The sequence below is a fragment of the Paenibacillus sp. VCA1 genome, assembly GCF_031583795.1.
Taxonomy (GTDB): Bacteria; Bacillota; Bacilli; order Paenibacillales; family Paenibacillaceae; genus Paenibacillus_AQ; species Paenibacillus_AQ albilobatus.
Genome location: NZ_JAVLSX010000001.1, coordinates 184,289 through 206,462, shown reverse-complemented (window position 1 = coordinate 206,462; position 22,174 = coordinate 184,289). Strand labels below are relative to the sequence as shown.

Annotated in this window: 17 protein-coding genes; 7 read left to right on the top strand and 10 right to left on the bottom strand. The window is 53.1% G+C overall.

Going from position 1 to position 22,174, the window contains the following annotated elements; genetic code table 11:
• Positions 1–226: 226 nt before the first annotated feature.
• The 7 genes from RJP21_RS00890 to zwf form a co-directional block, all read right to left on the bottom strand.
• Positions 227–1,897 (bottom strand): DUF4091 domain-containing protein, encoded by a 1,671-nt coding sequence (locus tag RJP21_RS00890; protein ID WP_310857691.1) that lies wholly within the window; start codon positions 1,895–1,897, stop codon positions 227–229.
• A gap of 202 nt (positions 1,898–2,099) precedes the next feature.
• Complete coding sequence (locus tag RJP21_RS00885; RefSeq protein ID WP_310857690.1) at positions 2,100–4,322, bottom strand: ABC transporter ATP-binding protein; 2,223 nt, start codon at positions 4,320–4,322, stop codon at positions 2,100–2,102.
• A gap of 43 nt (positions 4,323–4,365) precedes the next feature.
• On the bottom strand, positions 4,366–4,917 hold the full coding sequence (locus RJP21_RS00880; RefSeq protein WP_310857689.1) for a DUF1854 domain-containing protein: 552 nt from the start codon (positions 4,915–4,917) through the stop codon (positions 4,366–4,368).
• Positions 4,914–7,208 (bottom strand): ABC transporter ATP-binding protein, encoded by a 2,295-nt coding sequence (locus RJP21_RS00875; protein ID WP_310857688.1) that lies wholly within the window; start codon positions 7,206–7,208, stop codon positions 4,914–4,916. The genes RJP21_RS00880 and RJP21_RS00875 overlap by 4 nt, the downstream gene beginning before the upstream one ends.
• Before the next feature lie 225 nt (positions 7,209–7,433).
• A complete protein-coding gene (gene fsa / locus RJP21_RS00870; RefSeq protein WP_160039512.1) occupies positions 7,434–8,099 on the bottom strand; it encodes a fructose-6-phosphate aldolase in 666 nt (221 codons plus the stop codon).
• Positions 8,100–8,142: 43 nt separating this feature from the next.
• A complete protein-coding gene (gene gnd, locus RJP21_RS00865; RefSeq protein ID WP_310857687.1) occupies positions 8,143–9,036 on the bottom strand; it encodes a phosphogluconate dehydrogenase (NAD(+)-dependent, decarboxylating) in 894 nt (297 codons plus the stop codon).
• Positions 9,037–9,144: 108 nt separating this feature from the next.
• Positions 9,145–10,647, bottom strand: coding sequence for a glucose-6-phosphate dehydrogenase (zwf, locus tag RJP21_RS00860; RefSeq protein WP_310857686.1), 1,503 nt, complete (start codon positions 10,645–10,647; stop codon positions 9,145–9,147).
• A 337-nt stretch (positions 10,648–10,984) separates the two neighbouring features.
• Between zwf and RJP21_RS00855 the strand changes: the two genes are divergently transcribed.
• Entirely contained in the window at positions 10,985–11,302 is a 318-nt protein-coding gene (locus tag RJP21_RS00855; protein ID WP_036713341.1) for a winged helix-turn-helix transcriptional regulator, read from the top strand.
• 131 nt (positions 11,303–11,433) lie between these two features.
• Here the strand turns inward: RJP21_RS00855 and RJP21_RS00850 are convergent, their stop codons facing one another.
• Complete coding sequence (locus RJP21_RS00850) at positions 11,434–11,772, bottom strand: DsrE family protein (protein WP_310857685.1); 339 nt, start codon at positions 11,770–11,772, stop codon at positions 11,434–11,436.
• A 96-nt stretch (positions 11,773–11,868) separates the two neighbouring features.
• The gene (locus RJP21_RS00845; RefSeq protein WP_310857684.1) at positions 11,869–12,798 is read right to left on the bottom strand and encodes a DMT family transporter; all 930 of its coding nucleotides are present in this window, start codon (positions 12,796–12,798) and stop codon (positions 11,869–11,871) included.
• Between the two features lie 158 nt (positions 12,799–12,956).
• Here RJP21_RS00845 and RJP21_RS00840 point away from each other — a divergent pair, with 158 nt between their 5' ends.
• Positions 12,957–13,844, top strand: coding sequence for a LysR family transcriptional regulator (locus tag RJP21_RS00840; RefSeq protein WP_310857683.1), 888 nt, complete (start codon positions 12,957–12,959; stop codon positions 13,842–13,844).
• A 65-nt stretch (positions 13,845–13,909) separates the two neighbouring features.
• Positions 13,910–14,545: a uridine kinase gene (gene udk, locus RJP21_RS00835; protein ID WP_160039524.1), complete on the top strand. Its 636-nt coding sequence runs from the start codon at positions 13,910–13,912 to the stop codon at positions 14,543–14,545.
• A 106-nt stretch (positions 14,546–14,651) separates the two neighbouring features.
• Here the strand turns inward: udk and RJP21_RS00830 are convergent, their stop codons facing one another.
• Positions 14,652–16,817, bottom strand: coding sequence for an alpha-galactosidase (locus RJP21_RS00830; protein WP_310857682.1), 2,166 nt, complete (start codon positions 16,815–16,817; stop codon positions 14,652–14,654).
• 302 nt (positions 16,818–17,119) lie between these two features.
• On the opposite strand from RJP21_RS00830, the gene RJP21_RS00825 reads away from it, so the two are divergent.
• The 4 genes from RJP21_RS00825 (at position 17,120) to RJP21_RS00810 (ending at position 22,150) form a co-directional block, all read left to right on the top strand.
• Entirely contained in the window at positions 17,120–18,445 is a 1,326-nt protein-coding gene (locus RJP21_RS00825; protein WP_310857681.1) for an ABC transporter substrate-binding protein, read from the top strand.
• 146 nt (positions 18,446–18,591) lie between these two features.
• Positions 18,592–19,488: a carbohydrate ABC transporter permease gene (locus RJP21_RS00820; RefSeq protein ID WP_310857680.1), complete on the top strand. Its 897-nt coding sequence runs from the start codon at positions 18,592–18,594 to the stop codon at positions 19,486–19,488.
• Complete coding sequence (locus RJP21_RS00815; RefSeq protein ID WP_160039530.1) at positions 19,485–20,318, top strand: carbohydrate ABC transporter permease; 834 nt, start codon at positions 19,485–19,487, stop codon at positions 20,316–20,318. Before RJP21_RS00820 ends, RJP21_RS00815 begins: the two co-directional genes overlap by 4 nt.
• 26 nt (positions 20,319–20,344) lie before the next feature.
• Positions 20,345–22,150, top strand: a complete 1,806-nt coding sequence (locus RJP21_RS00810; protein ID WP_310857679.1) for a cache domain-containing sensor histidine kinase — start codon at positions 20,345–20,347, stop codon at positions 22,148–22,150.
• Positions 22,151–22,174: the final 24 nt, after the last annotated feature.

The following is a 22,174-nucleotide window of genomic DNA, read 5'->3' as shown; positions in this document are numbered from 1 at the left end:
GGTTTGCCAACACTCAAACCCAATGACGGATACAGAAACTTGCAGAGCTTAACCCTAAATCTCGATACGATAAATCCGGCCGCCAAAAACCTCACCGAGTTGAAGGCTGCGCAACAAACGCGAAGAAGCACCGCTTAAGCCCAAACAATCGGCTTAAAGCGGTGCGTTTTTTCCAAAACCTGAATCAGGATGCGATTTTTTTAATCGGAAGTTCCCATGCTGCACATTAAGAAATGACCGCGCGGTTGCCGATATGCTCCTTGACCTTTTCGTTCATCCATTCGCGCTTGGACAAAATCCATTCGGCGCCCTTCGGATAGCTGCTGAAGGTCATCGGTTCCTCAAGGCCCTCTTCCAGCGCGGCAAGAACGGCATCACGGCCCATCCATTCTTCCAGCTGGCGCAGCAGGCGCAGGTCCTGCAGCGCTTCCTGCATGACCTCCATGCGGATGGACTCGATCGGCCCTTGCTCACCCGGATATACGAGGAAAGCATCGCCCGAAGGGAAGCCGCCGCCGGCATCGGTTACGCGGAACGGGTCGATGACTTTTTTGGAATATTGCGTGTACCAGAAATTATATCCCCACTGCAAAAATCCGGCGTTGTCGAATTTGTACAATTGGTAGCCAAGGATCCGGTTACGCGCCGAAGGCATGCAGAAAAACCGGTTGGCCACTTTTTTGTACTGCGAACAACAATAGTATGTCCATAGCGGGGTAACGTTATTTTCAAGGAAAGGTTCGATATGGTTGCTGGCCGGGATTGGCGTCTGCACCAAACCTTTTTCGTAAAAATCATAGTCCGACAGCGCATCGATCACCGGGAAACCCGACAGCAGCTCGTTGACCATCTGTTTGGCGCTGGCATAATATTCGATATGCTCCAAGCTCGGCTCGTCGGAAATATGGAAATAGCTGCGGTTTTCAATGCCGTTTTCATGAATCCAGTCTTTCAGCTGCGGCAGCAGCTGCTTCAGAAACGTATGATACTCTTCGCCAGAAGCATCGGTTTCCCAGCCGAAAATGCGTTTCGACTCACCGTTCACGACAGCCATGATTTTCGGGGCATGTTTGGCCCCCCATTGCGTGAACAGATGCGAAAATTCGAAGTGTTCGATGCCGCATTTTTGGCACAGATCCACCCAGCGTTTCAGCCGGTCAAAACTGAAGCGGTATTGGCCTTCGCCCGCCACCTCGACGTCCACCAGCTGCACCGTCGGGCGCTCCCCTCCCACCTCGGTATCAAGCGGCGGGGTAAAAATCGGGGTCAGCAGCATGTTGATGCCGTGATCGGCCGCGGTTTGTATGTACTGCTCCAGCAGTTCCCAATGCCTTTCGCTGAATGCTTCTACGCCATATTGGGTCGCCAAGCAATCGGCATGGAACCACTGCGTATGCAAAAGCTGCTGCTTCGGCAGCTCGGCCCCGATAATCTCCAGCTCGAAGCGTTCTTCCCCCAACGTCTCTCCCGTTTCCGTTGCAAAACGAACCGTGATCGGATATACGCCCGGTTTGGCCATGCCTTTTGGATCGACCGTAACCCACACGGAACGCCATTGCCCGGGATAAGCTCTCAGCTCGCCGTCTGTAAGCGGTAACAAAGGATCGGGATATAAGCCCGGCGTCGAGCGCAGCACATCGTCATCGTGGTCGGAGTAGATAGGCAGCTCGGATGGCACCAAGCCGACGCTCCGGAGGGTTACCAGGTCTCCAAGTTCCGATTCGGCTTTGACCTTCACGGCAGGGATCAGATGTTGCGAGCGATAGGCTACCTGATACGAAAACACTTCGTTCAGGAGCGCAGCGCCTTTGGCCTTGCCGGCCGCCGCTTGCAGCTCCTCGTCCGGAAACACTTTCACTAAAGAATGGAGAATGCGGGTTTCAAGCTTTTGCGTCATACAATCCTTCCTCCCTTAAATTTCTAGGATTTTGCAGATCAGGTTGTTGGAGTCTCTTAGGGGAACCATGCAAAATCCGCGCACTAATGACTTTCAGTTTACCCGATGGCAGAGGACATTCAAGCCCTAATTTGAAATATTAAAAAAATGGCTCAACGGTGTATTGCACTAATTATGCCGTTGAGCCAAATGGTCATCGCATCTACACCACCGACTCCACGGGAGCTCCCGTTTTCGGCTTCGCCATATTGCGCTGCGCGGTGATCAGGTTATAATAAATTCCTTTCCGCTCCATAAGCTCGGTATGGGTGCCGATTTCGGCGATTTTGCCTTTGTCGAGCACGATGAGCCTATCCGCGTGCCGCAAGGTCGACAGCCGGTGCGCGATCGCCAGCGTCGTGCGGTTCCGGGTGACGCGCTGCAGCGCCTCCTGAATGGCGGTTTCCGTATCGATGTCGAGCGAAGCGGTCGCTTCGTCCAAAATGAGAATCCGCGGATCGTTCAGCACCGCCCGGGCAATCGCCAGCCGCTGCCGTTCGCCGCCGGAGAGGTTGCTGCCGTTCTCCTCCAGCCGCGTATCGTATCCATCCGGCAAACGAAGGATAAAATCATGCGCATTGGCGATTTTCGCCGCCTCCAGCACCTCTTCGTACGTGGCGTCCGGCTTGGAATAACGGATATTGTCCAGAATCGTGCCGCCGAACAGGAACGTTTCCTGCAAAACGACGCCGATTTGCGAACGCAGGTGGGCTTGCTCGATCCGGCGGATGTTCACGCCGTCGATCAGAATTTCCCCTTCGTTCACGTCGTAAAAACGGGAGACCAGGTTGATCAGCGTCGATTTGCCCGAACCCGAATGCCCGACAAGGCCGATCATTTCCCCGGGTTTCACCTCGAAGTTCACGTCCTTCAATACCGGCTCATACGATTTGTACCCGAAATAAACGCCGCGGAACGTAATCGTCCCCCGGATCGAATGTTTGACGGAGCTCTCCGAATCGATCACCTCCGGCTGTTCGTCGATGACCGAAAAAATCCGGTCAATGGAAATGATGGCGTTCGATACCCATCTCGGCATAAACATGAGCCACGAGATCGGGCCGTATATCATGGCGGCATAACCGCTGAACTGCACAAGCTCGCCCAGCGTCATGTCTTTGTTCAAAATCATGCCGCAGCCGATCAGGAGCACGAGATACTGCCCCATCTGGATCAAATAGTTCGAGATCGGCGCCAGAATGCTGAACACCTTCTCGCTCTGGACCGTCGCCGCGGCAAACTCGCCGTTGTACTCCCTGAACCGTTTGACCTCCCGCTCTTCCTTGCCGAAAGCCTTCACGACGCGGATGCCGCTCAGCACATCATGCAGGAAGGAGTTGGCCTTATCGTATACCCGCCACTGCTTGCGGAACAGCTTCCACAGCACGCTCTTCCATATGTACCGCTGCAAATAGGCGACAAGCGGAGCCGGCAGCAGCACCACAAACGCAAGCCGCCAATCGGCGGAAAACAGCAGCACGCTGGCGGAGCCGAGGATGATCAGCTGAAATATCGCCGTCGTCGCCAGCTCCTGAACGAGATTGCGGATCCGTTCCGTATCCGACGTAATCCGGTTCATAATATCCCCGGCTCGCTGCGACGTCAAAAACCCGAGCGACAAGCTTTGAATCCGCTCGTACACCAGCTTGCGCAGATCCGTAGCGATTTCCGAGCTGACCCGCGCCATGATCCGGCCCTTGATGATGCCGAGCCCTTCGCCGCCGACCAGCACGAGCAAAAGGCCCGCGATGCCCAGAAGGAACATCGGAACGCTGGGCGACTGACCCGCCGGCGGCTGCAGCGCAGAATTGACCAGCAGCTTTTGAAAATAAGGCCCGGCCATCGATATCGCCGAAGCCGCGACAATGACCGCCAGCCCGATCGCGAACGTTCTGGAATGGGCCAGCGAAACCGACAGCAGCCGTTTGAGGGCTGCGGTTTTGTTCATGCATTTCGGGCACACCCTCGTCCCGGGAACAAGCGACCCGCCGCAGGTGGCGCAGACCGGCTCTTCCTCGTCGTTGTATATCCGGACTTTGCGTTTGCGGGACATGTCATTCAAAATTTGCGCGATATATCCGTATCTGGCCGCATGTTTCATCGACAGCCGGGTCAGGATAAACTTGGTTCCCGCCTCGTCCCCTTCCAGAACGGCGCTGCCGATCAGCGGAACCACCTTATACTCTTCGGCGTCGGATATCGCCCGGCTTTCGATGACAACCCCGTTTTCCAGCAGCGCCCACCGGTGTTCGCCGATGACAAAGTAATTTTCCGTCCGCCTTCCGCCAAACGTCAGATCGGCGGGGACGCAATAAAGGATGGACTCCCCGACGGCCTGCTTTGCGGCAAACAGCTCCTGCTCGGGCAGCGTAAAATTAAGATTCATGGATACCTCCGTCCTCTTGTCGGTTGTGCCGGGCCTTTCAGGCCTACATGCACACTTCGATCATCCGGTATTCCTTATCGCTCAAACGGTCCAGCTCGGGGACGATAAACCGGTTGCCGTCCACGTCGACGACCAGCAGCCGGTTTGGCGTCATCAGCTTGATGTTTCCCCCGCCTCCCCGGACCGTAAACCGGCATAGTCCCGACGTCGTTTCCGTCTCCCAATAGGAATAGCCGAATTCCTCCTTCACCGACAGCACCTTCGTGATTTCCGGGGCGAAATACCGCAGCTGAATCTGTTCCTCCAGCAGTTTTTGCGTTTCGTCCGGAAATTCGTCCAGCGAGCGGATCATGCCGATTTCTTCATTTTCTGCGGTCCGGACCGATAAGTAAATCCGTTTGTTCGTATGGGGAAAAGAGCAATGAATGTACACCCCGCTGTACATCTTGCCCCCTATGTTGACGTTCAGCATATGGCCTTCCGTCCGGGTAAACGCCGCGTCAGCCGGGGACAGGTAGCGGATTTGGGCCGCATCGGCCAGTCCGGTGCCGCTTTTTTCCCGATTCAGCACCGCTCCCGTATCATTTCGGGTCATGCCGTAATCACCTCTTTCATTTTCAGCGCTTCGTCATGTTTTTGCACCAGGCCGTAATACGCCCCTTCTTTCTGCATCAGCTGCTCATGGGATCCTTCCTCCACGATGGTCCCCTGCTCAAGCACGACCAAATAATCGGCGTTTCGCAGCGTCGACAGGCGGTGCGCGATCGCGATCGTCGTCCGGCCCTGAATAAGGGTGTCCAGCGCCTCCTGGATTTGCAACTCCGTTTTCGTATCCAGGGAAGCGGTCGCTTCATCCAGGATCAAAATTTTCGGATTATGCAAAATCGCCCGCGCAATGCTGAGCCGCTGCTTTTCGCCGCCCGACAGGTTATGCCCGCCCGTGCCGACGATCGTGTCGTAGCCTTCCGGCAGCTTTTCGATGAAATCATGCGCTCCGGCGATTTTGGCGGCATGGATCAAATCCTCCAGCGTACAGTCCGGATCGGCGTAAGCGATGTTTTCGGCGATGCTTCCCGACATGACGTACACGTCCTGGGATACGATCCCGATATGCTTGCGCAGCGAAGACATCGACAGATCCTTGATGCGGATGCCGTCGATCCGGATTTCGCCCTCATTGACGTCGTAGAGTCTTGGAATGAGATTGACGAGCGTCGATTTGCCCGCCCCCGAATGCCCTACGACACCGATCATTTGGCCTGGACGCGCATGCAGGGACACTCCCTTCAAAATCGCTTTGTTCGGCTCATAACCGAAGGTGACGTTTTTGATCTCGATTTCGCCCTTCATCTCCGCAAGCTGGATGGCATCCGGCTTTTCGGCGACATCGGGAACCGCGTCGTGGATTTCAAATATCCGCTGCGCGGCCGACATGCAATACGACCACCAGTTGACGATGTTGTTCATAAACTGGATCGGACCGTATAAAAGCAGCATGTAGTTGATAAAGGTCATCACTTTGCCGAACGTAAAATCGCCCTGCATCACCTTCCAGCCGCCAAAGGCCCAAATCATGATGCCGCCGACCTGGGTTAATATGTTTAAAACCGGAAACAACGTAACGCCCATTTTGTTGAACGACTGTTCCGCTTCGGAAAAAGCGCCGCTCGCCCGCCCGAAACGGGCATTCTCCATCTGTTCCTTTCCGAATGCCTTGACGACGCGCGTTCCGCGGACCGTATCGCTGATGATGGCGTTCATCGCAGCGACCCGCTTATGTCTTCGTATCGAGAGTCGCCACAGTCTGGGAAACGCTTTCCGAACAAGCCAAAACACAAGCGGAAGCGGAAGCAGGCACAGCACCGTCAGCTTCCAATCCATGACGAGCAACACCGTCACGATACCCACGATGTTCATCGCATTCACGACGAAATAGGATATGCCGTCCACGAAAAAATACTGCAGCTCGGTCGCGTCATTGTTGACCCGCGTCATGAGCTGCCCGGTCTGTTTTTTCTCGAAAAAGCTCAAGGAAAGCCGCTGCATCGCTTGGAACACGCTCGATTTCAGGTCAAAGGCGATGTTCGCGGCCATCTTCGCGTTAATGACCCCGTAAAGCACCCCGAACAGCAGCGACAACGTCCGAAAAACGACGATCAGTAAAATGACGAGCCCGATTTTGCCTGCAAAAGCCCCTTCTCCGCCGAGCGCCTGGTCAAACAGCAGCGTCCCCTGCAAATAAGGAATGACGAGCCCCGTGCCTGAACCGAGCAGCATAAAAAACACGATCCAGAACATGGAGGCCTTGTATCTGCCCGCAAAAGACAGCAGCCTTCCGAATACCGCATGCTTTTTCATGCATTTGGGGCATACCTTGCGTCCTTCCTCGGGGTAAATCATGCCGCATTTCGGGCAAGCGGCGCGCTCGTCGCCGTCGTCCGGCTCCTGCTCTTCCGGTTCCTCGTTGTTCTTCAGCTTGGCGAACATCCCCGCGAGCCGGGCGGCCCCTTTCATGTGGCCGTTCGTAAAAGCGGCGATTGCCCGCTCTTCCGGCGCCTTTATGACCACCATCCCGGACGCGACCAGATTGACGACCGTTAACGACTCCGTCTCCCCGATCGACACTTGTTCGAACTCCCACCTTCGCTCCCGCGAGGCTGGAGGCCGTTTCGTTCGCGTACCCGCGGCATAACCGCCGTACGTCTTCTCCTGTAAAGGTTCTTCCAAGCTGGTCAGCACCAATACATGCTCACGAGTAAGCAGTACATACGTATCCGAAAATCCTCCGTCAAGCGTTCGGTCGCACAGCATCCAGCACAGCACGCTGTCCGGATCGACATCATGCCGCCGCAGAACCTTTCCGATTTCATCTGGAAGCTTTTCCATTTGTCCTCCGTTTTTTTGGATTAATGTGGATTTCATTTGTTTTAGGTACGAAATATGATACACTCTTTGCCGATTCCAAGAAAGGGAAAATTTTCTTTAAACGAAAATTATTTAAGCAGCCGGTCAAAAGCCCAAAAAAAAGCCTCCCTCAAGCCGATGCCATTCGACTCGAGGGAAGCCTTTTATTTTAGGATTCGCGAAATCCTTACTTATAATATAGCCAGCTTATTTCGTTGCGTTTTTCCAGTCGGCGGCAAACTTCTCGATGCCTTGGTCCGTCAGAGGGTGCTTCGCAAGCTGGGCGATTACGCTGAATGGAACGGTCGCGATATGCGCACCGGCCATCGCTACGCGGGTTACATGGTCCGGATGGCGAACCGATGCGGCGATGATTTGAGAATCCAGGTTGTGAATGCGGAACAGCTCGGCGATTTTCGTTACGAGCAGCACGCCGTCTTCGGAGATGTCGTCGAGGCGGCCCAAGAACGGCGAAACGTAAGTCGCGCCTGCACGTGCAGCAAGAAGGGCTTGGTTCACGGTGAAGATCAGCGTAACGTTCGTTTTCACGCCTTTTTTAGTAAGGTAACGGCAAGCTTCAAGACCGGCAAGCGTCATTGGAAGCTTGATCGTGATATTTTTGTCTCCGCCGTTGATCTTGATCAGCTCTTCGGCTTGGGCGATCATGTCTTCCGCAGTTTCCGCATCCGGCGTTACTTCCGCCGACACGGATTCCACTTCAGGAACGGCCTTCAAAATTTCTTCGATGCGGTCTTCGAACTTCACGCCTTCTTTGGCTACCAGGGAAGGGTTGGTCGTTACGCCGGAAAGAACGCCGATTTTGTAAGCTTTTTTGATGTCCTCAAGATTGGCAGTATCGATAAAAAATTTCATGATGCATAACCTCCATATATTGTTGTTTTTTGCCCAAATTGGATTAGTTCTTCACAACAGCATGGCCGCCGAATTCGTTACGCAGGGCAGCAACGACTTTACCCGTAAACGTGTCGTTCTCCAGGGAACGGTAACGCATCAGCAGGGACATCGCGATGACCGGAGTAGCAGCCTGCAGATCCAGAGCTGTTTCCACCGTCCATTTACCTTCGCCGGAAGATTGCATAATTCCTTTAATTTCATCCAATTTTGCGTCTTTAGCGAATGCTTTTTCCGTCAATTCCATCAGCCAGGAACGGATAACGGAACCGTTGTTCCATACGCGGGCTACTTTTTCGTAGTCAAAATCGAAATCGCTCTTCTCAAGCACTTCGAAACCTTCGCCGATGGCGGCCATAAAGCCGTATTCCACGCCGTTGTGGACCATTTTCAGGAAGTGGCCGCTGCCGGATTTGCCTGCATACAGGTATCCATTTTCAACAGCCGTGTCTTTGAAGATCGGTTCTACATGGTTCCAAGCTTCTTGGTCGCCGCCGATCATGTAGCAAGCGCCGTTGCGTGCGCCTTCCATACCGCCGGAAGTGCCCACATCAAGGAAGCTCACGCCGAATTCCTTGAGCTTGTTGTATCTTGCGATCGATTCTTTATAATGGGAGTTTCCTGCTTCGATGACGATGTCGCCTTTAGCCAGCAGCGGAGTCAGTTCGTCGATGACGGAATCCACGACGGAGTGCGGCACCATGATCCACAGAATTCTTGGCGTTTCCAGAGCTTCGACTAGCTCTTTCAGGCTGGACGTGCCTTTTGCGCCTTTGCTTTCCAATTCTTTAACCGCAGCGGTATTCAGGTCGAAAGCCACGACGTTGTGGTTGTGATCCATCAAGTTTTGTCCCAAGTTCAAACCCATTTTACCTAATCCGATTAATCCGACTTTCATTTTGTATTCCCTCCACACCATGTTTTCTATTTGTTTGGGCTCATGATGAAACCAGCCAATCTTGAGCCCATTTGTTTTTTTGCCTTTTACAGTATGATTTCTAATAAATTAGCGCTGAACGGCCAGTTCTTTTTCTTCGGCTTTTTCGCCTTCGACCGGTTTATCCAGCCACCATTTGAAGCCGTCCGCGGCAACCAATTGATCCGATGCCTCCGGTCCGTTGGAGCCGGCAGGGTAATAAGACAGAGGAATCAAATCTTGTTCGAATGCGTCCAAAATCGGCTGCACATACTGCCAGGAAAGCTCAACCTCGTCCCAATGCGCAAAGAATGTGGAATCCCCGCGAACCGCATCGTGAATCAAGTTTTCGTAAGCTTCCGGCAAATCGGTGCCGCATTCGTAGAAGTTGATCCGCATCGGTTCCAGCTTTTCATTGTTCAGCGGATCTTTTTTATTCAATTGAATAAAGATGCCTTCGTTCGGATTAATTTCGATGACCAGCAGATTAGGATCATTGTTGGTATTTTGTCCTTTTAACGGCTCTTTAAATTCAATGACGATGCGCGTAGATTTTTCCTTCATGCGTTTGCCGGTACGGATGTAGAACGGCACTTCGCTCCAGAAGTAGTTGTCGATCCACAGGCGAAGCGCGATGAACGTATCGTTTTTCGATCCGGCCGGAACGCCGGGCTCGTCGATATATGCCGGAACCTGTTTTCCGTTCATTTCGCCTGCAGCGTATTGGCCGCGCACGACGTTTTGGGCGATGGTATCCATTTGAAGCGGACGCAGCGATTCCATGACGTTTCTCTTTTTCATGCGGACTTCGCTTGCATCCCCTTTGCGTGGAAGACGCATACTAATCATCATCAGGAGCTGAAGCATATGGTTTTGCACCATGTCGCGGATGGCACCGGAATGATCGTAATAACCCGCTCTTTCTTCAACGCCGACCGTTTCGCTCGCGGTGATCTGGACGTTTGCGATATGGTGGTTGGACCAAAGTGCCTTCAAAATCGGGTTTGAAGATTCGAGGATTTCAAGATTTTGTACCATCGGTTTGCCGAGGTAGTGGTCGATGCGGTAAATTTCGCTTTCGTCGAAAGCTTTGCCGAGCTGCTCGTTCAAATGGCGCGCCGATTGCAGGTCCCGTCCGAACGGTTTCTCGATGACCAGGCGCTTCCAGCCTTTTGTGGAGCCCAGGCCGCTGTCTTTAATGTTGAATGCGATCGTTTCGAAAAATTCCGGTGCTACCGAAAGGTAGAACAAACGGTTGTCCGGAATGTTCAGTTCCTGTTCGCGCTGCTCCACCAGCGTCCGCAGTTTGTTGAAATCCTCCAGATTGCCGGCATCCAGCGCCGCGTAACGGATCGTTTCAAGAAAAGCATTCAGAACCGCTTGATCGTTTGCCTTTCTTCTCGAAAAAGTTTCCAGCGATTTGGCTACGACTTGCTGAAACTCCGCATGGGATGTCTCTTTTCTTCCCAAGGCGATAATCGAGAACGTTTCAGGCATTTTTTTATCTATATACAAATTAAATAAGGCCGGATAGATTTTGCGCTTCGCCAAATCTCCCGTCCCGCCAAACAAGACAAATGTCATGTTGTCCATATTCGATTCCTCCATTCCACCCAAATCTTTGCTACCAGCAGCTCTCTCTAATTTTCTCCGTGCACAGTACAGTATGGTTACTTTTAATAACCCGTTTACTTAACATGGCTCATATTAAACCTATTTTGTCGAACTGTCAAACTTTTTTTGTCCAAATTATGAACGGCCCTCTCCCCCCTTTAATGACAGCGCTTTCCGTGATATGATGGTGTTAATTGTCAAGTCGCCACCATGTTTTCGGCTGTCTGTACGATTTGTCACAGCACTGTGAAATGTGTAACCTGATAATGTTTAGTAACCATGTGTGGATCTAAGGGGTGAAGGAGTGAGCGGACAAATGAACGATGAAAAATACGAAACTTTATGCCAAAAAATCGAAATGGCACACCAAATTACGGGGAAAAAGTGGGTTAATCTTATTGTTCATACGTTAATGGAAGAGCCCAAGCGTTTCAGCGAAATTCACGCCTATATTCCGGACCTCAGCAAACGCATGCTTAACGAACGAATCAAGGAGCTGGAGGATAACGGGATCGTCATTCGCAACGTTATATCGGACCGGCCCGTACGAATCGAATATTCCTTGACGAGAAAAGGAACCGAGCTCGGGAGAGCGCTGCAGGCGGTGGAAAAGTGGGCGGAAAAGTGGCTGTAGCGCCTCGACCATTGCAGCGGCGATTGGCAGCGGTTACATCATGCAGATATCCATTCCCGGTTGCCCTCAGAACGTTCCATCCGCGCACAAAAAACAAGCTCTGCACGCCAAGGTGCAGAGCTTTTGCTTGCTCAAGCCAATGTCATCACTTCGTAGGTTTCCGCCAGCTCCATAAAATGCCCCATGCTCGAGATCTCCCCTGCCGCCAGACGCTCCCGCACGCCGTAATAATCGACGCATGTCGCGCAGGCAAGCACCCGGACACCCCGGTCCGCCAGTTCCTTCAAATGAACGGAAGCCAGCGACTGATCGGTTAAGGCAAGCACGCCCCGGTTTGCGCAAAAAATCGCGGCTGGCAGCTGCTCCCGCTGCTTCAGCAGCGTGAAGAAAGTCTCCAAAATTTGCGTGCCCAGCTCTTTTTCCCCGTTTCCAAGGCTGTCGGTCGTCAGAAAAATCACTTTATTTTTCATGCGAATTCCATCCCTTCCGTACCTGAAATGTCGTTTGCATCTCAACGATAGCTTACGGGCATCAAAAGAGCAACTTTCCGGGCGGGATCAAGGAATTTATCCTGCCGGACACTTGCGTTTTCCGGGATCGGAGAGGCCTTCCGAAGCCGCGGCCCGACCTGACGAGACCGGCCCCGGCTTATTGACCAGATAAATGCCGATTCCCGTGCACAATGCCCCGGCCAGCACATACGCATGAAGGGGTTCGCCGAGAATGATCCATCCGGACAATAACCCGAACAACGGAATCAGAAACAGATACACATTTGCTTTCCCGGGGTCGCTGTTCATCAGCACGTAATACCAGGAAATGAACTGGGCGATCGAGCTCATCAGAATCATCCATCCGAAAACGAACAGTTCTTTGCCAAGATGATCCGGATCCCATAGGAAATGCGGCTGCTCCACGAACGGACTGGCTGCCAGCAAAAATACGCCACCAATCAGCATCTGGTAAGCGGCCATTACCCAGGTGTCGTAAGCCTTACCCCAGCGGGAAATAAGCAGCGTCGCCAATCCCCAAGCCATGCCGGCCCCGATCGCGTACCAGAAGCCGCTTTCCAGCTGAACGTGAAAGCCCTGCGCCACGGCCACGCCGAAGAAACCTATCAGCACGCCAGCCCATTGAACGATCCGATACCGGACGCGGTACAACAGGAAGCTGAATATAATAAACCAAATCGGATTCGTGGAAGATAAAATCGAGGAGCTGCCCGAGGGGATGGTCTTCATGCTCAAATAGACGCCGGCCATCACAAGAGCCGACTGCAGCAAACCGGTGACGGCGATTTTGGCCCACTCGACGGCTTTACGGGGATGCGGACGCTTCAAAATGAAGGGCAGCATCAGCAGACCGGCGGCAATGAACCGGATCGATAGCAACAAAAAAGGAGAACCGAACTCCAAAGCCATTTTGCCTATCGGAAAATTAAGGCCGGAAACCAGCATCGTAAACAGCGTAAGCAACATGATGCGCGGATTTCGCATCCGTACAACACCTTCTTTTCTTAAGGATTATGTACAGTGTATGGCAGTCATGGTATCATGTAAAATGATTAAAAAAGATATAAACCATCATAAAAAGTGATTTCATGATAACCATACATCGTGCCGCAAAAAACAGACCGAAGAAAGGAAGAGGCCTCATGGAAAGCGGGGATTTGAAAATTTTCCAAGCGGTTGCAAGGGAAGGCAGCATCACCAAAGCCGCGTTGCGGCTCGGGTACGTGCAGTCCAACGTTACGGCCCGCATCAGGCAGCTTGAAGCGGAGCTGAACACGTCACTGCTTCATCGGCAAAGCCGGGGCGTCTCCCTGACGCCGGCCGGAGAAAATTTGCTGAAGTATGCCGACAAAATCGTTTATCTGCTGGATGAGGCGTTCAAGTCCACCCGGAACTCGGAAACGCCAAGCGGCTCGCTGCGCATCGGCTCCCTTGAAACGACGGCAGCGGTCCAGCTTCCCGGCATGATGCTGGAATATCACCGGAGCTACCCCGAAGTGAAGCTGTCCCTGTCTACCGGACATACATCGGATCTTGTCAAAAAGGTGCTTGATTACGAGCTTGACGCCGCTTTCGTCAACGGGCCGCAGAACCATCCCGATCTGGAGGAGCTGTTCACGTTCGAGGAAGAAATGGTTCTGATCGCGGAGCCGGGCGAGGCTTCGCTGCAGACGGCGCTGACGAAACCGCAGCTGTTTATCGGCAAAGGCTGCTTTCACCGCAAAAAATTGGAACACTGGCTGAAGGAGGATCATCAGCGGACGCTGAACAGCATGGAATTCGGCACGCTGGAGGCGATTTTGGGAGGCGTATCGGCCGGGCTCGGCGTATCGCTGGTCACCCGCTCCTCCGTAAAAACCTGGGAAGAGGCCGGCAAAATCCGCGTCTTCTCCATTCCGGAAAAATATCGGCGCTCCGTGGTCAAATTCGTGTTCCGGCGCGATCTGTTCCGGACCACCGCGTTCGAAAAATTCGTGGAGCAAATCCGACATTTTTCGGAACGGAACGAAACGAGTAAGGCTTTGGGGTGAAAAATGGGCCGGGCTATGCTACAATACTGGCTGGCAAATCGATCAGGGGGGTTTATATTCAAGCCATGCTCATTATAGGTATCGCCGGCGGAACAGGGTCCGGCAAAACGACGGTAGCCCGCTCCGTCATTGACCGTCTGGGTTCGGGCAAAGTCACGTTCATATCCCAGGATAATTATTATAAAGACCACAAGCATCTCACGCTCGAGGAACGGGCGCATATCAATTATGACCACCCGTTCGCCTTCGACAACGAGCTTTTGATAGAACATCTTGCCCTTCTCCGCGACAGCCAGACGGCGTATGCCCCGGTATACGACTTCACCGTCCACGCCCGCTCGGAGACGGAAACGATGGAACTCAAACCGAACAACATCGTCATCATCGAAGGCCTTCATGTGTTGTCCGACGAAAAGCTTCGCGAAATGCTGGATATCAAGGTGTTCGTCGATACCGATCCGGACGTCCGCATTTTGCGCCGCGTCGTGCGCGACATCGAGGAGCGCGGCCGCTCCATCCAGTCGGTTCACCAGCAGTACCTGACAACGGTGAAGCCGATGCACGAGGCCTTTATCGAGCCTTCCAAAAAATACGCCGACCTGATCATCCCCGAAGGCGGGCAAAACGAAGTCGGGATCCAGCTTCTATCGATTCTAACGGAAAAATTCCTTTCGGGTGACAGGGATTGGTCCGATTATTAAACCGCTGTCTGCAAGTTCCCATAGACTTGTGAGCGACAACAGCCCCCGTGCGCTTCCTGAACGCGCCGGGGGCTGTTTGCCGTTACTTGATTTCGTCTTTGATCTTTTAATCGGCAGCCTTAAGCTTAAAGAAGCCGCTTTCGTAATCCGACTGTTTGAACTCCAGCGGCAAACCGGCCTGCATCAAGCGATCGCCTCCCAAGCAGGTCTCCAGGCCGTCTTTGCCCTGCACGACATAATCCAATCCGGGCTCCAGCCCCGCCAACCGCAGGATACTGCGGGCCGGGTTCGGCTCCGCCATTACGCGGAAATAATAAACCACAGCTTCCCGCCGGTCCGCGGAGACGAACATCCATGCCGTTTCGTTGCCTTCGAACGGGCTTTTCAGCCGGTACAGCTCACCCTGCTGCACGAGCCTTCGCACCTGTTTATACTCGTTAACCTGCCGTTTGACGGCCTCCCTCTCTTCATCGGTAAACCGGGTCAAATCCAGCTCGTATCCAAAATTGCCCGACATCGCCACATCGCCGCGGAACTCGAGCGGCGTCATGCGTCCGACCTGATGGTTCGGCACGGCCGAAACATGCGCCCCGATGGCGCTGACCGGGTATACCAGGCTTGTTCCGTATTGGATTTTAAGCCGCTCCACGGCATCGGTGTTGTCGCTTGTCCAGGTCTGGGGCATATAGTACAGCATTCCGGGATCGAAACGCCCTCCGCCGCTGGAACAGCTTTCGAACAAAATGTCCGGAAAAGAAGCGGTCAACCGATCCAACATCTCGTACAGTCCAAGCACGTAGCGGTGCGCGGTCTCTCCCTGACGTTCAGGCGGCAGTTCGGCAGAACCGATCTCGGTCAGGTTCCGGTTCATGTCCCATTTCACGTAGGAGACCGGAACGGTGGAAAAAATGCCGCTGAGCGTGCTTACGATATATTCCCGGACTTCCTTCCGGGTCAAATCCAGAACCAGCTGCCATCTGGCTTCGGTGCGTCTCCGGCCGGGCACGTGCAGGCACCAGTCCGGATGCTCCCGATATAAATCGCTGTCGGGGGACACCATTTCCGGCTCTACCCATAACCCGAATTTCAGACCCAGCTCCTTGATCCGGCCTGCCAAGTCGGCGAGGCCTCCCGGCAGCTTGCGGCGGTCTTCCACCCAATCTCCCAACGAGCAGTTGTCCGAATCCCTTTTGCCGAACCAGCCGTCATCCAGAACGAACAACTCGATGCCAAGCCGGGAGGCCTCATTGGCAATCGCCATAAGCTTCTCCGTATCGAAATTGAAATAGGTGGCTTCCCAATTGTTGACCAGGATCGGCCGCTCGGCATCCCGGTATTTCCCCCTGCACAGCCTCGTGCGGTAGAGCCGGTGATAGGTTCTGGACATTTCCCCCAATCCTTCGGAGGAAAAGACCATGACGGCCTCCGGCGTCTGAAAGGCATCCCCCGGGTTCAATTGCCAGGAGAAATCGAAAGAATTCAGGCCGATGCCAAACCGGGTCGAGCCGAAAGCATCCAATTCCGCCTCCGCTTCGAATCCTCCGCTGTAAACGAGGCTGAAGCCAAACACTTCACCCGACGTTTCCGTCGCATCCGGCCGGACCAAGGCGGCAAACGGATTCAGCTGATGACTGCTTACCCCGCGCTTGCTGTCTATCTTTGTGCCCCCCTGCCGCAGCGGCCGGCGGTTGATAACCCCTTCCCTGGCCCATGCGCCGGAAAGATAAATCAACTCGTAATCGCCCGACTGAAAATCGACGCTCGCGCTGAAGGCGCGCTTCAACTGAAGAACCCGCCCTCCTTCATTGACCAAAACGGTCGAGCGTACAACCGCATCCAGTTCCTCATAAACCGTATAGCGAAGGACGGCCTTGAGACCCGAATAAGCGTCGGACAGTTCCAGCTCCAGCGTCTGAGCCTCGTCGTCCGTCTCGGCATATACGGCCGGCAAGCCTTCGAGCGCCGGTTTTCCCGGTAAAAGCCGGTAGGTTATATAACGAAGCTCCGTAATTCTCGTTCCGTCGGCCAGTTGCACCTGATACGCCGGATTACGGAAATCGCCCGATCCGTATTGGGGATACTCCTGAGGCAGCCGGTCCAGGCCCGCCCCCTCCGGCATCCCGATCATCAAGCCTTGAAGATTGCTTTCCGATCTGAGCTTTTTGCCCCAGTACACGTGCAGCGGGAGCCCGTCGGCGATTTGTATCACGTAACTCATCCGTTTGCTTTGCAGGTGAAACCGTCCTTGCGCTTCATTCACGAAAATGCCCATGGTTTATGCTCTCCTCCTCATTCGTACGTCCCCCGGACGCTCCTGCTAACCGCGCATAGACCCGGGGTTCCCTCTTGCCATGCGATCTCCCCCAACATATCATGGTTGAATGATCATTTCATTGTCATGATATATGTTTAGTTGTACTCTGTTATTGTTTTGTTAGTTTGAATCGCATTAAAGTTATTTCGTTTTGCACAAAAACAGACAATAAATAACAAACGAGTACATTTCAAATCCAGTGAACAAACGTTAAAATAGGCTTGTAAACGCTATCAAACAAAGAAACGGGGAGAACAAGGATGAAGAAACGGTCTTATTTTTTGTTAGCTTTTGTTATTGCCCTATCAACGATTCTATCGGCCTGCGGTTCAGGAGGCGACAGCAAAACGGCCGAAAACGGAAACGGGGCCTCCACTTCTACAGAGGGAACAAAAACAAGTGAGGGGACAAACACCGGAACCGGAGCCGATATCAGCGGAAAAATCACTTTCCTGACCAACCGTACCGACATGATCGGCAAAGAGTATGACGAGTATTTGAAACGCTTCAACGAAAAATATCCGAACATCAAAGTCGAATTTGAAGCCTCCCAGACGGACTACAATCAACAAGCCAAAGTCCGCATGGCCGGCGATGAGCTGCCCGATGTGATGTTTATCCCTAACATTCCGAATTCCGATCTGCCGAAATATTTTTTGCCGCTCGACGACCTGGGTTTGAACGACAAAATGACGTTCAAGGACTTCAAAGCGTTCGAAGGAAAGGTGTACGGCCTCTCCAGCGGAAACTCCACTTCGGGAATCGTGTACAACAAAAAGGCTTTTGCCGATGCGGGGATCACCGAAATTCCAAAAACTTGGGACGAATTCCTGGCCGCTTGCGAGAAGCTGAAACAAAAAGGCATCGTGCCGCTCGCTTCGAACTTTAAAGACAAATGGCCTTTGAACAACTGGGTCTACGACCTGCCTCGCGTCATCGAAAACAATCCGGATTTCCCGAACGAAAAGCTGAACACCGATACGCCGTTTACGATGGACAACGGTTACGGCAAAGCGCTTAGCTTGATCCGGGAACTGAATGAAAAAGGCTATCTTGAAAAAGACATCAACTCCACCAACTGGGAACAGTCCAAGAAAGATATCGCTTCAGGCAAGTTCGCGATGTATTTCCTCGGAAACTGGGTCATCAATCAGGTGATCGGAGCCGGAACGACCTCCGACAACGTCGGGTTTTTCCCTCTCCCTTACGATAATTCCGGAACGGTAAGAGCCGCTCTGAGTCCGGACTTCTTCTATGCGGTCTCCAAAAACAGCAAGTCCCCGGAAGCGGCCAAAGCTTTCGTAAAATGGATGATTGAAGATTCCGGATACGAGGATTTTGCCGGTTTTATTCCGCCGCTGAAGGATAAGGAATCCAAGCTCGCCCAATTGAAAGAATTTAAGGCGACCGGCGTCGAGCTTCAAGAAGGCACTCCGGACGACATGGACGTCGCCAACATTTCAAACAAAGCCCAAATCGATTTGCCGGCCATCGCCCAGGAATTCGTGCTTGCCAAAGATCCGCAAAGCGTGCTCGACAAATGGAACAAAGCATGGGCCAAAGCCAAAAAAGACCTCGGCAAATAAGCATTCGCCAATATCAACCCTGCCCGCTTTAAATAACGGTTCGAAGCAAAATGGATTATCCGTCACGGCGATAATCCATTTTGTTTCCCGTCATTCCGGCGCGGCAGGCGTACAGCAAAAGCTTTTGCGGAAAGAAGGTATGCAAGATGTTTTCATCGCTCTCGTACAACAAACAAAAAACGATCGTGATCGTCTCTTTTCTGCTGATCCCGTTGATCCTCCTGGCGACGTTCACGTATTATCCGGCAATCAAGCTCATTTATTACAGCTTCACCAATTGGGACGGCTACAGCCCGGAAAAACCTTGGGTCGGACTGGACAATTATAAAGAGGTATTTTCCAATCCCGATATTTTTAAAGTTTTTGAACATAATTTCGCTTATTTTGCCATGGGGATCGTGCAAAACGTTATCGCCATTTATTTTGCCGTGGTCTTAAACAGCAAGCTTCGCGGGCGCAACGTGTTTCGCATTCTCCTGTTCCTGCCTTATATCATGAACGGCGTTGCCGTCGCCTTTATGTTCGGTTACGTGTTCGACACGACCAACGGTTCGCTGAACCTGTTCCTGAACGGCCTCGGGCTGAACCGTCTCGGGGAGACGAGCTGGCTCGGCACCGAAGGGCTGGTCAACTACGCGCTGGCTTCGACGGGACTATGGCGTTTTATGGGTTATAACATGGTCATCTATATCGCTTCGCTGCAGGCCATCCCGAAGGATCTGTACGAGGCGGCGAAAATCGACGGGGCCAACTCCTGGCAGACGCTCTGGAAAATTACGCTCCCGAACATGAAACCCGTGATCCAGCTGAATTTGTTCCTTACCGTCACGGGGGCGCTGGAAGTGTTCGACCTTCCGTTCGTGCTCACCAAAGGCGGTCCGGCCGGCGCCAGCCAAACCTACGTGCAGCGGGTCGTCGATACGGCCTTCTCCTACAACAATTACGGGCTTGCATCGGCCATGAGCATCATCCTGCTTGGGTTTGTGGTGGTCGTGCTAGCGGTACAGCAGTTTGTTCTCAGCAGAGGAGGCAATAAGTCATGAAGCGTTCCCCATTTCGTTTGCAGAACCTGTTCAAATACGTCACGCTACTCATCGGCGTTTTTGTCGTGTTATTTCCGCCGTATGTCGTCATCGTCAATGCATTCAAATCGAAGGATGAGTTCAACGCGAGCAGTTCCATCTCCCTGCCCCACAGCTTTTTCAATTTCGAAAATTTCAACATCGTGTTTGAACGCGGCGGACTGCTCAGCGGCTTCGGCAACATCCTATTGATCATCATTGTTTCCCTTGCCCTGAATATTTTGTTCGGCACCATGGTCGCTTACGCACTCGGCCGCTTCTCCTTCAAGCTGAAGCCCGTCGTGTTCGGCGCCTACCTGATCGCTACCATCATACCGAGCATTACGACCCAGGTCGCCACCTTCGGCATCATCAAAGGCCTGGGACTGTACAATACGCTGGCCGCGCCCATTGTGCTGTACATCGGAGCGGACGTGATCCAAATCATTTTGTACCTGCAGTTTATCCGAAACATCCCGTACGATTTGGACGAAAGCGCCATGGTGGAAGGAGCCTCCCTGTTCAAAATCTATCGGTCCATCATTTTTCCGCTCCTGACGCCGGCAACCGCCACGCTGGTCATTCTGAAAACGATCAGCATCTATAACGATATGTACATTCCGTATCTCTACATGCCGAAGCAAAGCTTGGGCGTCGTAACGACCGTCCTGATGCGGTTTCAGGGGGTCAACACGGCGGACTGGAACTTGATCTGCGCAGCCATTTTGCTTATTTTGCTGCCGACGGTCATATTGTACATTTTCCTTCAGCGGTATATCTTTGAAGGAGTCACCAGCGGCGCGGTGAAATAAACCAAAACATCAGGGGGAGAACTCGCATGACACGTTGGATCGGCCGGACGATACGCAAGGGATGGGTTTTTCTTGCCAATCTTTCTTTGGAGAAAAAACTGATTCTTATTTTCGTTTTTCTGCTGTCGCTGCCCATCACCTACGTGAGCTATCTTTCGGCGCGTTCCACCTTCAATTCGGTTCGGCAAAACGCCACGAACAATGCGATCCAGATGGCCGGCAACGCGTCGAACACGACCGACAGGTACGTGGCCGACCTGAAGCGTTCGACCGCCCTTCCCCTCTACAATTCGGACGTCCAATATTATTTGGAGCAGGAGACGACCGATTGGGGAAAAAACGTCGCCATGGGGATGTTCCTCAGCTATTTGAGCCACACCAAAAAAGAGATCGCCGCCGTCTATCTGGTCGACCGGTATGATCATATCTTTTTCGACAAAAGGCCGGATATCACGGATCTGTCCACGACGGATCAGCTGGGCACTTGGAAAAGGCTCGTCGGCCAACAGTCGGGGGCGCATCCCATTCTCATGGGAAGACATTCGATTCAGGTGAACGGCAACAAGCAAAAGGCCGTATTCAGCGTGCTGCGCACGGTCAAATCGGCGAGCACGCTTCAGGACATCGGGATCATCGTGTTCGACATCGACATCGAGCTCTTCAAAGACATCGCGGAGCCGATGGACCGGGTCACCCAAGGCTCCTCCTTAATTCTCGACGATCAGGGAAAGCTCGTTTATGCCAGCGGAGATCCCGGGACCGTCAGCGCCCGGCAATCGGATCTGATGTCGCTGAGGAAAGGCCGGCAAACCGGATATTTCGAATCGGAGATCGACGGAAAGCGCTATTTGACCGTATTTGTGGTGTCGGAACAGACGGGATGGACCACGTCGGTTTCGATTCCCCTGGCCAAAATTTTGTACAAGGTCAAGCAAAACAGCACCACGTTGATCGTCACGACGCTGCTGCTGCTTTGCATCGCCCTGATTGCCGCCACCTTTTTCTCGCATGCGCTGACCAAGCCGCTAAAATCGATGGTCCGTTATATGAGACAGGTGCAGCACGGGAATTTGAACGTTTGGATCACCACCCGGTACGAGGACGAGATCGGCATGCTCGGAAGCCATTTTAACCGGATGATTGTGCGGGTCAAAGAATTGCTGAACGAAATCAAAGCCACGGAAAAACGGAAGCAAATGGCCGACATGCGGGCGCTGCAAAGCCAGATCAACCCTCATTTCATTTACAATACGTTGGAGTCGATCCGCATGCTGGCGGAAATCAACGATGATCCGCAGGTGGCCAAGCTTACTTATCTGCTCGGCATCCAGCTGCGTTACAGCATCGTCCGGAGCGAAGAAACGGTGACCATAGCCCAGGAGCTTGAGCATGTCCAACATTATTTCGATCTGCTGGCCATTCGGTTTCCGGGCAAATTCAAGCTCACGATCGATGTTCCCGAAGCGTTTCGCGGGCTTCCGGTTTTGAAGCTGATATTTCAGCCCATCGTCGAAAACGCGGTATTTCACGGGTTGGAGCGCAAGCCGGGGACGGGCACGGTCGCCATTGACGCCTGGAAGGAACACGAGCACGTCATATTCCGGATCCAGGACGACGGCGTCGGAATGGACGGGCAAAAATTGCTGGCGCTGAATGCCAGCTTGAGAGAAACCGATGCCGGCGGAACGTTCGGAATCGGCATCCATAACGTCAACGAGCGGATCCGGCTGCATTACGGCCACGGATGCGGCCTGCAGGTTTACAGCGAACCGGGGGCCGGAACCAGCGTCTTGATCAAGATTAAGGAAAACCTGCCCGATGACAGGGAATGATCAACCGTTTTCGAGAAGAAAGGA